The organism is Micromonospora sp. ATCC 39149 (assembly GCF_000158815.1).
GTDB lineage: Bacteria > Actinomycetota > Actinomycetes > Mycobacteriales > Micromonosporaceae > Micromonospora.
This window is the reverse complement of the sequence record NZ_GG657738.1, coordinates 5,545,794-5,558,868: the sequence shown is the minus strand read 5'-3', so window position 1 is coordinate 5,558,868 and position 13,075 is coordinate 5,545,794. Positions and strand designations below refer to the sequence as shown.

At 74.2% G+C, this 13,075-nt stretch carries 11 protein-coding genes; 5 read left to right on the top strand and 6 right to left on the bottom strand.

Annotated features, from left to right (window positions below; all coding sequences use genetic code 11):
• The first annotated feature begins 225 nt into the window (after window positions 1-225).
• Window positions 226-918: a hypothetical protein gene (locus tag MCAG_RS24405; protein ID WP_007075627.1), complete on the top strand. Its 693-nt coding sequence runs from the start codon at window positions 226-228 to the stop codon at window positions 916-918.
• Between the two features lie 90 nt (window positions 919-1,008).
• Window positions 1,009-1,965 carry a TAXI family TRAP transporter solute-binding subunit gene (locus MCAG_RS24400; RefSeq protein ID WP_007075626.1) on the top strand — a complete coding sequence of 319 codons (957 nt, stop codon included), beginning with the start codon at window positions 1,009-1,011 and terminating at the stop codon, window positions 1,963-1,965.
• Between the two features lie 4 nt (window positions 1,966-1,969).
• On the opposite strand, the gene MCAG_RS24395 is transcribed toward MCAG_RS24400, so the two are convergent.
• Both MCAG_RS24395 and MCAG_RS24390 read right to left on the bottom strand, forming a co-directional pair.
• Window positions 1,970-3,415 carry a HAMP domain-containing sensor histidine kinase gene (locus tag MCAG_RS24395; protein WP_036375054.1) on the bottom strand — a complete coding sequence of 482 codons (1,446 nt, stop codon included), beginning with the start codon at window positions 3,413-3,415 and terminating at the stop codon, window positions 1,970-1,972.
• 9 nt (window positions 3,416-3,424) lie between these two features.
• A complete protein-coding gene (locus MCAG_RS24390) occupies window positions 3,425-4,081 on the bottom strand; it encodes a response regulator transcription factor (RefSeq protein ID WP_007075624.1) in 657 nt (218 codons plus the stop codon).
• Between the two features lie 162 nt (window positions 4,082-4,243).
• On the opposite strand from MCAG_RS24390, the gene MCAG_RS24385 reads away from it, so the two are divergent.
• Window positions 4,244-4,582, top strand: a complete 339-nt coding sequence (locus MCAG_RS24385) for a DUF952 domain-containing protein (protein ID WP_007075623.1) — start codon at window positions 4,244-4,246, stop codon at window positions 4,580-4,582.
• Window positions 4,583-4,743: 161 nt separating this feature from the next.
• The gene (locus MCAG_RS24380) at window positions 4,744-5,286 is read left to right on the top strand and encodes an acyltransferase (RefSeq protein ID WP_007075622.1); all 543 of its coding nucleotides are present in this window, start codon (window positions 4,744-4,746) and stop codon (window positions 5,284-5,286) included.
• Window positions 5,287-5,346: 60 nt separating this feature from the next.
• On the opposite strand, the gene MCAG_RS24375 is transcribed toward MCAG_RS24380, so the two are convergent.
• From MCAG_RS24375 to MCAG_RS24360, 4 genes are all read right to left on the bottom strand, one after another.
• Complete coding sequence (locus MCAG_RS24375; protein ID WP_007075621.1) at window positions 5,347-7,104, bottom strand: CDP-glycerol glycerophosphotransferase family protein; 1,758 nt, start codon at window positions 7,102-7,104, stop codon at window positions 5,347-5,349.
• A 242-nt stretch (window positions 7,105-7,346) separates the two neighbouring features.
• Window positions 7,347-9,332, bottom strand: coding sequence for a DUF6077 domain-containing protein (locus MCAG_RS24370; protein WP_157548200.1), 1,986 nt, complete (start codon window positions 9,330-9,332; stop codon window positions 7,347-7,349).
• Between the two features lie 406 nt (window positions 9,333-9,738).
• Entirely contained in the window at window positions 9,739-10,701 is a 963-nt protein-coding gene (locus MCAG_RS24365; protein ID WP_007075619.1) for a Gfo/Idh/MocA family protein, read from the bottom strand.
• A complete protein-coding gene (locus MCAG_RS24360; protein WP_036375051.1) occupies window positions 10,698-11,798 on the bottom strand; it encodes a DegT/DnrJ/EryC1/StrS aminotransferase family protein in 1,101 nt (366 codons plus the stop codon). The genes MCAG_RS24365 and MCAG_RS24360 overlap by 4 nt, the downstream gene beginning before the upstream one ends.
• A gap of 203 nt (window positions 11,799-12,001) precedes the next feature.
• Between MCAG_RS24360 and MCAG_RS24355 the strand changes: the two genes are divergently transcribed.
• Window positions 12,002-13,072: a lysylphosphatidylglycerol synthase domain-containing protein gene (locus MCAG_RS24355; protein ID WP_007075617.1), complete on the top strand. Its 1,071-nt coding sequence runs from the start codon at window positions 12,002-12,004 to the stop codon at window positions 13,070-13,072.
• Window positions 13,073-13,075: the final 3 nt, after the last annotated feature.

The window sequence follows — 13,075 nt, the reverse complement described above, 5'->3', positions numbered from 1 at the left end:
GTCCGCGCACCGCCGACGGACTGGTGACCGCCCTGCGGGACCTGAAGTACACCGTGTTGGAGCAGCCGGTGTCGGCCGGCCGGCCCCGGGCCGTCGACGTCGTGGTGACGCGGCTGTGACGGCCTGAACTGTCGCAAGATTTCCTCAAGCCTGGCGGCCACGGGTACCACCGGGCCGCCCGGCGGGCCACGGTAAGGGGAACCCGATGCCGACAAGGAGGCTCTGGTGCCCCTCGAACCCACGCTGCTCGACCGGCCTCGCCTTCCCACGACACCGCCCCCGCTGGACTGGCTGACCCTCGCCGACGCGTTCGAGGTGGCCTGCCTGGTGCGTTGCGTGTCCGCGGCGGCCGGCCCCGCCCGGGCCGGCCGCCGCCCGCCGGCCCCGGCCCACGCCGGCCCCGCCGCCGAGTTCAACCGTGAGGAAGCGGCGCACCGGATGCGCCAGCTCCTCGCCCGGCTGGAGATCCCGGTCCGGCACGAGGTGACCACCGGCGGCCTGCGCCGCCGCTATGAGCTGCACCGCCTCCAGGTGCCCCGCGAGCACCGGGCGACGTACGCGACGCTGGTCGACATCGGCTGGCGGCAGGGCCGCCGGGAGCTGATCGGCGGACCCGCCTCGGGGGCGTCGGCGCCGCGCCGGGCGTGGCGGCCACGGCTGGCCGCCGCGGCATGGCGGGCGGCGCTGCTGGCCGGCGGCCGGCACGTGCGCCGGCACATCCTCGGCATCCGGCTGACCGACCGGGAGTTGGCCGCCGTGCTGGTCCGGGGAGCCGTGCTGCTGGAGGTGCCCGCCCTGCTGCGACCCGGCGCGGGCTGCTTCGTGGTGAGCGTGGCCGACGGCCCGGATCGGGACCGGATCCTGCACAGCGTCACCCTGGACCCGGCGACCGGGCCGGGGGTGGCCGCCGTCGGCTGACGGGGCTCGCGCGGGCGGCGACACACGGGCCCGCGCGGGCGGTGGCTGGCGGGCTTGCGCGGGCGGTGGTGCACGGCGCAGAGTGCCCGGGTGAGCCGTAGCTGGACTGTGCCCCCGCGCGCCGCCGGTGTGGCGGTGCTGCTACTGGTGCTGGTCGCGGCGGCACCCGGGCTCGCCGGATGCCGGGAGTCGCCGGGCGAGCCGGCGCTGATCCGGATCGCCACCGGCAGCCCCACCGCCGTCTACCACGCGTTCGGTCGGTCGCTGGCCGACATCCTCAACCGTGAGCTGCCCAGGGTGCGGGCCAGCGTGGTGGTCACCGCCGCCTCGGCGGAGAACATGCGGCTGGTGGGCACGGGCCAGGCCGAGCTGGGCTTCACCCAGGCCGACGTGCTGCCCACCGGCCTGAAGGAGCACCAGGGCGTCCTGGCGGTGGCCCGGGTCTACGACGACCTGCTGCACCTGGTCACCACGGCCGGCGGCCCCGTCCGTTCGGTGGCCGACCTACGGGGCCGGCGGGTTTCCGTCGGCGCGCCCGGCTCCGGCACGGAGATCACCGCCACCCGGCTGCTGGAGGTCGCCCACCTCGGCGGCACCGCCGTGCACCGGGAACGCCTCGGCCTCGACGACTCGGTCGCCGCGCTGCGCGCCGGCCGCATCGACGCGTTCTTCTTCTCCGGCGGGCTGCCGGTGCGCGGCGTCGAGGAGTTGGCCTCCGGCAGCGCCGTGCGGATCGTCGACCTGGGCGAGTGGACCGAGCCGCTACGGCGCAGCTACCGCGAGGTGTACGTGTCCCGGGACATCCCCCGCTCCGTGTACGGGGTCGAGCCGGTCACGACAGTGGCGAACCCGAACTACCTGGTCGTCCGGGCCGACCTGCCGGAGCCGCTGGTCCGCGAGGTGACCCGGCTGTTGATGGAGCGCCGGGCGGAGCTGGCGGCGGCCCATCCGGCGGCCGGCCGGATGAGTACCCGGTCGGCGATCGCCACCACCCCGTTGCCGCTGCACCCGGGCGCTGCCGACTGGTACCGGTCGGCCAAGCCCTGACCCGTCAGCCCGCGACCCGGGTCGGGGGCAGCGCTCGGGTAGGGGCCGAGGCCGGGGGCGTCCCCCCGGCGGCGTCCGCTGGGCCCGGGGCCGGGAACCACAGCCCGGCCACCAGCCCGTGTGGCTCCCCCGGCCGCATGGTGAGCCGCCCGTCGGAGGCGTCGACGAGGACCGCGACGATGGTCAGCCCGAGCCCGGCCCCGTCTACGTTCTGCACCTCGGGGGCCCGCCAGAAGCGCTCGGTGGCCCGGTCGATCTGGTCGGGGGTCATGCCCGGGCCGGTGTCCCGCACCTCCAGGGCGATCCCGCCGTCGGCGTGCCGGACGCTCACCGTCACCTCGCCGCCGGCGCCACTGAACTTCACCGCGTTGTCGATCAACGCGTCCAGTGCCTGGTCGATCGCGGTCGGCACGGTCCGGGCGTACGCCGGGCCGTCGGCGGGAGCCAGGCGGAGGGTGACCGACCGGTGCCGGGCCAGCGGCTGCCAGGCGGCGACGCGGGACGCGGCCACCGCCGCCGCGTTAACGGTGACCCGCTGGTTCTCCTCACGCTCGGCGCGGGCCAGGGTGAGCAGGGCGTCCAGCACCAGCGCCAGCCGGTCGGTCTCCTCCAGCGCGAGCCGGTGCTCGGCCAGCCCCTGCGGATCGGTCAGGCTCGGCCCCAGCTCCTCCACCCGCAGCCGCAGCGCGGTCAGCGGGTTGCGCAGCTGGTGGCTGGCGTGCGCGACGAAGGCCCGCTGCCGGTCCATCACGTCCGACACCACGTCGGCCATGTTGTTGAAGCTCGCCGCCAGGCGGCGCAGCTCCGGCGGGCCCAGCCGGTGCTGCACCCGGGCACCCCGGTCCCCCTCGGCGATCTCGAGGGTGACGGCGTCCAGCTCGGTGACCGGGCGCAGCACCCACCCGGCCAACCCGAACGCGGTCAGCACACAGGCCAGCACGGCGACGATGCCGATCGCCGCGAGCAGCAGCCACCACGCGGTGACGGTCCGCCGGACCCCGGCGGCCGGGGTGGTGATGACGACCGCCCCGAGCACCTCGCCGCCGTCGTTGATCGGCACCGCCACCACGACGGGCCCGTCGGCCCAGGGCCACACCGAGCCCGGGGCGCTGAACTGCTGCCCGGACAGCGCGTTGTCCAGCGCCGACTCGGTGCCCGGCCCGGACGCCCAGCTACGCGACGCCACCACCGTGCGGCGATCGCGGTCGACCACCGCCGCGCCGATGCCGTACAGCTCGTCGTAGCTGCTCAGCTCGCCGTCGATAGGCCCCGGGACGCCACCGCGCAGCGCCGGCCCGGCGAGCGAGGCGAACCGGGTGGCGTCGGCGAGCCGGTCGGCGCGCACCAGGTCGGTCTCCCGGGTGGCCAGGGTCGCCGCGAGCGGGGTCTCCAGGGCGATGAGCACGAGCACCATCAGCAGCAGGTAGCTGATGACCAGCCGACGACGCACCGGGCTCCCTCACTCCCCGCGCAGCCGGTAGCCGACCCCGCGGACGGTCTCCACCAGCCGGGGGTCGCCCAGCTTGCCGCGCAGCGACCCGACGTGCACCTCCACGGTGTGCCGGTCGGCCCAGGTGGTGCCCCAGACGTCCAACAGGATCCGGTCGCGGGACACCGCCACCCCGACCTGCCGGGCCAGCGACAGCAGGATGTCGAACTCCTTGCGGGTCAGGGTGACCTCCCGGGCGTGGACCGTGACGGTCCGCGCGGCGACGTCGATGCGGACCGGGCCCGCCTCGATCACGTCCCGCTCCGGCGCGGCGTGGGCCGCGCGGCGTAGCACCGCCTCGATCCGCGCCTGGAGCTCGACCATCGAAAAGGGCTTCACCACGTAGTCGTCGGCGCCCAGCCGCAGGCCCAGGACGCGGTCGCGTTCCTCGCCACGGGCGGTGACGGCGATGATGCCGAGCTGGGCGCTGCGCCGGCGCAGGGCGCGGCAGAGGTCGGTGCCGTCGCCGTCGGGCAGGGTCAGGTCGAGCAGCACCAGGTCGCAGGGCGCGGCGCGCAGCGCCGCCGCGACGGTGGCGGCGTGCTCCACCTCGTAGCCGCGGCGGGTCAGGGCGGACGACAGGGCGGCGGCCACCCGACGGTCGTCCTCGACCAGCAGGATACGCAACCCGCCTCCCCGCTTCCTCGTTCTCGACCGTGGAATGGTCGCAGAAGTGCCGGCCGGGCGGGAGGGCCGCCCGGTCACTACTCCCCGCATGCCCGTTGGGGGCACGCCCGGCGACCGCGCCGGTTCCGGTCCGCGGGACGACCGCCGCCGTAGGCTGCCGCAGTGATCTACAAACTGCTGACAAGTACGGAGTGGGACGCCGCCCGCGAGGCGGGGCACTTCGCCGGCTCGGCGGTGGACCGCCAGGACGGATTCATCCACCTCTCCGCCGCCGGCCAACTGGTCGAGACCGCCCGGCGGCACTTCGCCGGCGCCACCGGGCTGACCCTGCTCGCCGTCGACCCCGAGGCGCTCGGCCCGGAGCTGCGCTGGGAGCCGTCCCGAGGCGGCGAACTCTTCCCCCACCTGTACGGGACGCTGCCAGTGGCCGCCGTGATCGAGGCCCACGCCCTGCCGGCCGACACCCCGCCCGCCGACGCGGTCGCGCACCTGCTGGGCTGAGGGCTCGCTATGCTCACCCGGCCGGCGCCCCCGGCTGGGCCGCCCGGGCTCACCGCCGGGCGCGGCAGTCCGATCCCCGCGCGGGCGGTGGCGAGCACCCGCCGTCTCACCGCCGCGTACACCCGCCGGCGCACGGCGCCCCGAGCGATGCGAGTTGAAGGATGACTGACACCACCGAACAGCCCAGCGCGGTCTTCGTCCACCCGAGCGCCGATGTGGAGGAGGGCGCCCGCGTTGGCGACGGCACCAAGGTCTGGCACCTGGCCCACATCCGGTCCAGCGCCCGGGTCGGCGCCGGCTGCGTGATCGGTCGCAACGTGTACGTCGACGCCGGTGTCACCGTTGGCGACCTCGTGAAGATCCAGAACAACGTCTCGGTGTACCAGGGCGTGACCATCGAGGACGAGGTCTTCGTCGGCCCGTGCGCCGTCTTCACCAACGACTTCCGCCCCCGGGCGCAGAACCCGGACTGGACCATCACCCCGACCCTGGTCCGCCGGGGCGCGTCGATCGGGGCGAACGCCACCCTCGTCTGCGGAATCGAGGTCGGCGAGTACGCGATGGTCGCCGCAGGTTCGGTGGTCACCCGGGACGTCGCGCCGTACCAACTGGTCGCCGGCAACCCGGCCCGGCCAAAGGGGTGGGTGGACGAGAAGGGGCAGGTCGTCTCCCGCGACCTGGCCAACCCACCCCGCCGTGGCTGATCTTCGGTACAGGAAAGGGGGACGGCTCCCGCCGCCCCCCTTTTTCCCAGCGTCGCCGGATCAGCCGCAGAGGCGGCCGATCTCCTGCCGGAACCGCTCCATCGGGTTCGGCTCGTCCGGGCCGAGGAGGTAGACCTTCAGCTCCCGACGCGCCTCGGTCATCGGGTCGTCGCCCGCCCGGGTGACGGCGACGATCTTTTCCAGCTCCCCACAGTCCTTCGACAGCAGGTACGCCCCCCGCGAGGTGGGGAAGTTCCGGCGGAATTCGTCCTCGGGCAGCCCGCTCGGGTTCGCCACCACGTACGGCCGCTGGCTCTGCACGAAGTCGGAGACCACGCTGGAGATGTCGCTGATCAGCAGATCGGTCTGGTTGAAGCAGTCGAACAGGGCCGGGACCCGCCCGGTGACGACCCGGTGGCGGGGGCCGTCGAGGGAGGTGGCGTCGACGTCGCCACCGGCTGCGCCGATCAGCCCCACCACCCGCTCGTGGACCGCCTTCGCCTCCTTCGAACGGGTGCCGGTCAACGGGTGCGGCTTGTAGATCAGCCGCAGCGACGGGCGGGTGGCGAGCAGGCCCCGGACAATCCGCTCTCCCATCAGCACCAGCGACGTGTGGTACGGGTCGTCGTCGAGCCACCCCTCCCACGTCGGCGCGTAGAGCACGGTGAAGGGCCGGTCCGGCGACCCCGAGCCGAACGTGTGCACCCCGGCGAGTTGCGGCCGTCCGATTTCGACGATGTCGGCGTCCAGCACGCCGACGCCGGCCCGGGCGTACCGCTCCCGGCCGGCGAGGCCGGCCACCCACACCTCGTCGTACACCTTGCTGTACGGGTTGACGCTTGCCTGTTTGTCGCTGTCGCCGTGCCCGACGAAGACGTGCTTCATGCCCGGCTCGCGGAGCATGTGGATGTTCGCGCCGACGTTCGCCGCGTACAGGGCGGCACGCACGCTGCCGAACTCCAGGTTCATGAAGTCCACACCGGCCGGCACGCAGATCACCGGCAGCCGGGTGTCGGCCAGTTCGTTGAACGCCTCCCGGCTGCGCGTCAGCACCACGGCCCGCCGCTGGAGGGCCTCGGTCGGGGCCAGCCACATGTTGGCCTGGTAGACGTCCTTCGCCGGCCCGGCGAAATAGAGGGCGACCTCGGGCCGGTAGGAGTCCAGCCAGCGCTGCACCGCCGGCAGCACCGGGCTCTTGCCGGTGCCCCGGCCCCGCAGCCAGGTCAACGCGACGATGCCGCCGGCCACGGCCGCGGCGAGCACGGTGGCGGCACCGCCGGCCAGCATCGGCGCGGCGTCGTCCCACAGCACCGTGAGCACCGCCGCCGGGACCAGCACCACGTTGGCCATGGCGAGCCGCTCACCGGCGACCCCGGCCGCCCACTCGGGCGGGCGTGGTGCCGAGCGCATGGGGCCGAGGTCGATGTTGCGCACCAGCGCGGTGAGCGGGTTGCGCCGGTCGATCATTCGGTTCAGCGCCCCGGCGAAGACCGCGATCACCCAGGTCGCGGCCGGCAGCAGCAGGATCGCGGTCAGCTCGACCGGGCTGGGCCGAATCGCCGCGACCACGAGCAGGACGGCCGAGAGGTCGCGGGTGAGCTGGCGGTAGCCATGGCCGAGGCCGACCTTCTCCAGCAGCGTCATGGTCGGCGCCGACCAGCGGGCGAGGGCGAACTCACCGACGATCGCGGCGACCCCGCTCACCGCGAACACCCAGACCGCGCCGAGAGCTCCCGCAGCGAGCGCGATCAGGTAGAAGAGCAGCAGCACGGCTCCGCGAGCGGCCACGCCCGCCGGTCCCATCAACTTGCCGAACAACGGTTACTCTCCCCCAACGACATCGGCGACGGGGCCGGGCCCTGTCCGGGACCGGCCTCCACGTTCAGTGCGGCTAGCGGCGGGGACCCCCCGTACGTCGTCCTGGTCCCACTCGCCCCCAGACCTTAACGCGAGGCGAACGGCGAGCCATATTCGGGTATTACGGGCTTCGTCCCGTTGCTACCCGATCAGCCCCCGGCCGCACCCGACGGGCGCGGTCGGACGGTTCGCCTCGCGCCTGCTCAGGGCTGCCGGAAGCAGCGGACGGCACCGGGGGCGAACCTGCGGGCGTACATCTCGTAGCCGAGTCGCTTGAGGGTGTCCCTGGCCTGCAGGTTGACCCAGTAGACGCAGATGGTCGTCACGTTCAGCCGCTCGATGGACGCCTTCACCTCCGCGTCTGAGGCGATCGCCGTGCCGTCGGCGAACGCGGCCAGTCGCTGCCGGTCGCGGACGAAGTCGGAGTTCTGGTCGTACTCGACGAGGTAGCCGTCGCGGGGCATGACGACCCGCAGCCGGCTGCTCACGACGGGCGCGACCCGCATCAGCGTCGACGGGGCGAGCAGCAGGCCGGGCTCCCGGGGCAGCCCGTCGATCCACCGGACGATCTCCAGCCGCTGCTGCGGCAGCTTCCACAGCGGGCGCGACGCCACCTCGACGAAGCTGTCCTTGTGCCACATCGGCACGCCGAACGTCGCGAAGCAGAAGATCAGCGCGCTGGCGACGACGAGACCGACCAGCCGGGACGACCACTTCAGCCGGGGCAGCCCGACGGTGCAGAGGATGCCGATCAGGCCGGGCAGGGCGAGGATCCAGGGCACCCGCCACAGCACCGCCGAGACGCCGCTGGCCTCGGCGAGCGCCTCCAGCACGCCCGGCACGAACAGCACGCTCATGGTCAGGGCAGCCCCGGCCGCGAGCAGCCGGGGGGTCCGTCCCCGGACGAGCAGGGGCGACAACCACAGGGCGAGGCCGCCGATGACGCCGAGCACGCCGACGAGCAGCGTGCGGCGGTAGGTGCCCTCGGCGTCGAAGAACTGGGTCTCGCCCCCGGCGCTGGCGACCGGCCCGAGCGCCAGCCGGGACACCAGCACCGCGCCGACCGGATAGGCCAGCGCGGCGACCCCCGCGCTCAGCGCGGCCCCCCAGCGGCCCACCAGCAGCATCGCCAGGCCGGCCGCGCCGACCAGCAGCGGCAGGATGATCGCGGACGTCGTGGACAGCCCGGTCGCCACCACGGAGAGCGCGGCGACCAGGAACAGCTTCCACGTCGACCGGGACTCGAACCAGTCGGTCAGGTAGACCCACATGAGCGGGATCACCGCCGAGACGAACATGCCCTTGCCCTCGTAGAGCCGGGGCAGGTGGAAGGTGCCGAGCGCGGCGTCCGAGCCGACCACCAGGTAGAGGTACGCGATGGCCACGATGAACGCCAGCACCGGACGGCGGGGCGCCCAGCGGTGCACCAGCCGCCACAGGGCCAGCACCGCGAGCACGGCCAGCGCCGGCAGCAGCACGAACCAGGTGGCGTCCGCCGCGTGCATACCCAGGAACCGGGCGAGCGCGCCGGCGAAAACCTCGATCGAGGCGGTCGGCGGCTGCGTGCTCAGCGGGGCAGCCACGTTCTCGGTGAACAGGAAGTCCCGCAACGGGACGATGTCCCGCTCGGCCACCCACACCGACTTGCCGACGTAGAACACGTCGTCCTTGCTGTTGCGGGCCATGTAGAGCGAGGAGACCGCGACCCCGGCCGACACGAGCAGCACGAACAGCGCCTGCCAGCCCGTGGCGATCGGCTCCTGCGGATCGCTCCGGGCCAGCCACGCCCGTCGGGCCAGCAGCGCCGCGCCGACAGAGGCGGCGAGCCCGAGGCCGGTCGGCACCCACCACGACACGAGCCCGGCCACCCCGGCGGTGACGGCGGCGCCGATGCCGAGCGCGCCGGTGACCAGGCCGACGGCGAGCCACCACCAGCGCCGCGTCCCCGGGGGCTCGGCGTCGGCCACGGCGGGCGGCGGAGCCGGCGCACGCCGCCGCCGTACGGCGCGGACCACCCCGAGAACGAGGGCGAGGACGGCGAGCGCGGCGCAGCAGTAGAGCCAAATCCGGAAGATCACCGAGGGCCGCAGCTCGACCAGGAACGCCGCGTGGTAGATCACCGTGAACAGCGCGAAGGCCAGCACGGCGGCGTCGGTGATCCCGGCGCGGGAGGGCCCCGACGACGGCACCCAACCGCCGGGTGAAGGGGACCCGGGCGGGCCCGGCCGGGGCGTCGGACCGGCCCGGCGGCGCATCCCGGTCCTCGGTCGCACCGGGCTGGTCCTGCGGCCTCCCGGGCCTGTCCGCGGCCTGCTCGGGCCGCTCCTCGCCCGTGCCGGGCTGGTCCTGCGGCGTCTCGGGCTGGTCGTCCGGCGCGCGGGGCAGGTCCTCCGGCACGCGCTGGTCCTCCACTGCCAGGGCGTCGTCTGCGACGTTCGGCACAGGGGATTCCTTGATCTTTGTCGAGTGGGAAGGCGGGCTGCCGGGGCTCACCGTCGGCGGGCGGCGGGCGGCCGGGCGCACGGTGGGCAGCCTACCCGAACGCGCCCGCCGGCCGGTCTGGCGACACGGTGCCGCCGGTCCCGCCCGGAGGCCTCAGGCATGGTCGGCGAAGAGCTGGCCGACGGCCCGGTGCGCCGGAAGGATCCGCCGCCGTTCCGCTTCGGCGTCGGCGGTGCCGGCGAGGATGTCCAGGAAGTGATCGAGCTGGGCGGCCAGCGGCTCCCGGTTGGAGAGCAACTCCGGCACCTCCATGATGCTCTGCTGCCGGTAGCCACGCCCGTCCGGCGTCGCGGCGTCCAGCGACACGTGCCGGTAGATGGTGACGTCCCGGCGGATCAGGTCCGCCTCGATGAGCCGGTCCACCTCGCTGATGATTAGCGTCCGCACCTTACGCTGGCCGATCCGGCTCGCCGAGACGTTGGCCAGCGCCGCGTCGCCGAAGGTCAGCAGGGCCTCGGCGACGTCCTCCGCGCCGGGGAGCGAGCCCGGGTGGAAGTGACCCAGCACACCGCGTACGTTGGTCGGCTCCTGGCCGCCGAACGCCTGGATGGCCAAATCGACGTCGTGGATCAGCAGGTCCCAGGCCACGCCGGTGCGGATACGCGGCGCGTACGGGGAGTGCCGGGTGACGGTGAGGTGCACCGGGTTGTCGACCAGGGCGAGCGCGGTGAGCACCGCCGGGTTGAACCGCTCCAGCAGCCCGCACAGCAGGGGGACCCCGCGCTTCTCGGCGGTGGCCACGACGTCCTCGGTCTCGCCGAGGCTGCCGCAGACCGGCTTCTCGATCAGCAGCGGCTTGTCCGCGGCGAGCACGTGGCCGGCGAGGTCGTAGTGGAACTCGGTGGGGGCGGCGAGCACCACCGCGTCGACGCCGGACAGGTCCGAAGCGTCGGGCACCCACTGCGCGCCGTACCGGTCGGCGACCTCCCGGCCGGCGGCCTCGCGGGGCTCGACGACCCGCACCAGCCGGGCCCGGTCGGACTGGGCGATGACCCGGGCGTGCAGGGAACCCATCACGCCCGTGCCGACGAGGGCGAAACGCACCGGCGCGGTCACGCGCCCACCGCCTTGCGCACGGCCTCGACCACCCGGTCCACGTCACCGTCGGCAAGGTGGTGGTGCACCGGCAGGGAGAGGCACTGCCGGGCCACCCGGTCGGTGACCGGGGCGGGATCGGTGACCACCCGGGGGTGCTCCCGGTAGCAGTCGTAGTCGTAGACCGCCTTCGGGTAGTAGACGCCGCAGCCCACGCCCTGCTCGCCCAGGCGGGCGACCACCTCGTCCCGGCCGGCCGGGGCGGCGTCGGTGACCAGGACGGTGTACTGGTGCCAGACGTGCGAGCGGCCCGGCAGCTCGGCCGGCAGGCGCAGCCCCGGGACGTCCGCCAGGCCGGCGGAGAGCCGGGCCGCGTTGTCCCTGCGGCGCTTGACGTTGCCGGCGTAACCGGCGAGCTGCGGGATGCCGAGGGCGGCCTGCAGGTCGGTGAGCCGGTAGTTGTGGCCGGCGACCTCGTACTGGTAGCGCTGGCGCATGCCCTGGTTGCGCAGCACCCGGAGCCGGTCGGCGAGGATGGCGTCGTTGGTGGTGATCATCCCACCCTCACCGGTGGTGAGGTTCTTCGTGGCGTACAGGGAGAAGGTGCCCAGGCCGAAGCTGCCGGCCCCCCGCCCGTCGACCGTCGCGCCGAGCGACTGCGCGGTGTCCTCGACCAGGCCCAGGCCGTGCCGCTCGACCAGGGGCACGATCGCGCCCATGTCCGCTGGCTGCCCGTACAGGTGCACCGGCACGACGACCCTCGTGCGCGGGCCGATCGCGGTGGCGAGGGCCGCCGGGTCCAGGCAGAAGTCGTCTTCGCGGATGTCGGCGAACCGGGCGGTGGCGCCGGCCTCGAGGATCGCGTTGAGGGTGGCGACGAACGTGAACGGGCTCGTGACGACCTCGTCGCCGGGCCGCAGGTCGAGCACCTCCAGGGCGGCGACCAGCGCGGTCGTGCCGTTGTTGACCGCAACCGCGTGCTCCACCCCGACCAGGTCGGCGAACTCGCGTTCCAGCCGGGCCACCATCGGACCCTGCGCCAGCACGCCGGAGCGGATCACCTCCACCGCCAGCTGTTCGGCCTCCTCGTCGAGTTTCACGACGGAAATGGGGATCACAGCGTCTCTCCTCGGGGTCGGTGGCAGCGAGCACGGTAACAGCGGCGGACGTCGACACGGCGGGCGGTGGCCGGCGTCGCGGTGGCGTTCCGCGCGGGCGCGCCGGGCGGGTGCGGGCGCGCGGCCTGGGCTAGTGTAGTGCCCTGCTCGGCCCGTCCTCACTTCCCGCGGCGGGCGAAACGAGACGTGGAGGCACGTGACGCATGGTTCAGACCGCCACGCGAAAGGATGTCGGCACCGCCGGGGAACCGGCGACGACCGACGCTGCCGCGCCACCGGCAGGCCCGCTGAAGCGGTGGCTGTCGCTGGGCGTCCGCGTCGCCGTGGTCGTCGCCATCGCCGCCGGGATGACCTGGAGCGTCGTCGACCAGTGGCCGCAGGTCCGGTCGACGTGGCTGGGCCTGGCCTGGCAGTCGGTGGTGCTGTCCGTCCTCGCGGCGCTGGCCGGGATGGTGGCCAACACGATGGCCTGGCGGGCCGCCGTGCGCGACCTGGAGCACCGGGTGTCGGTGTCCGCCGCCCTGCGCATCTGTCTGGTGGGCCAGCTCGGCAAGTACATCCCCGGCAGCGTGTGGGCGTACGTGCTCCAGGTCGAACTGAGCAGGCGGGCCGGCCTGCCCCGCGCCCGCGCCTTCCTGGCCACCCTGGTCAGCGTGGGTCTCGGCGTGACGGCCGCGCTCGGCCTCGGCCTGCTGAGCCTGCCGGCGCTGCGCGACGCGGCCGGTGGGGGCGACTCCACGTACGCCGACTCGGTGCGGGTCGCGCTGTGGATCGTGGCGGCGCTGTTCCCGGTCGCGCTGGTCTGCGCCGTGCCGCGGGTGCTCACCGCGCTGGTGCAGCTCGCCCTGCGGGTGCTGCGCCGCCCGCCGCTGGAGCACCGGCTCACCTGGCCGGGCGTGTCGAGGGTCGTGGGCTGGAGCGCGCTGGGCTACGCCCTGTTCGGCGTGCACCTGTGGCTGCTGGCCAACGCCCAGGCCACCCCCGGCATGGAGGGGCTGCTGCGCAGCGTCGGCTCGTTCGCCATCGCGATGACCGTGGGCATGTTCGCCTTCCTCTCCCCCTCCGGGCTGGGCGTACGGGAGGCCGTGCTGGTCGCCGCGCTGGCCCCGTTCCTGGTGGGCAGCGGCGGCGTCGGCGCGGCGATGGGAATCGCGCTGGCGTCCCGGCTCATCTTCACCATCGCCGACGTGCTCGCCGCCGGCCTGGCCGCCCTGTCCGGGGTACGCCAGCTCCGTCGGGACGCCCCGGCGCAGGCGGTCACCGCCGACGAATAGCGG

What these genes read in the sequence shown, in the direction of transcription:
- MCAG_RS24380 (WP_007075622.1), top strand. Translation starts at nt 4,744, where the DNA reads ATGACTGACACCACCGAACAGCCCAGCGCGGTCTTCGTCCACCCGAGC.
- MCAG_RS24355 (WP_007075617.1), top strand. Translation starts at nt 12,002, where the DNA reads ATGGTTCAGACCGCCACGCGAAAGGATGTCGGCACCGCCGGGGAACCG.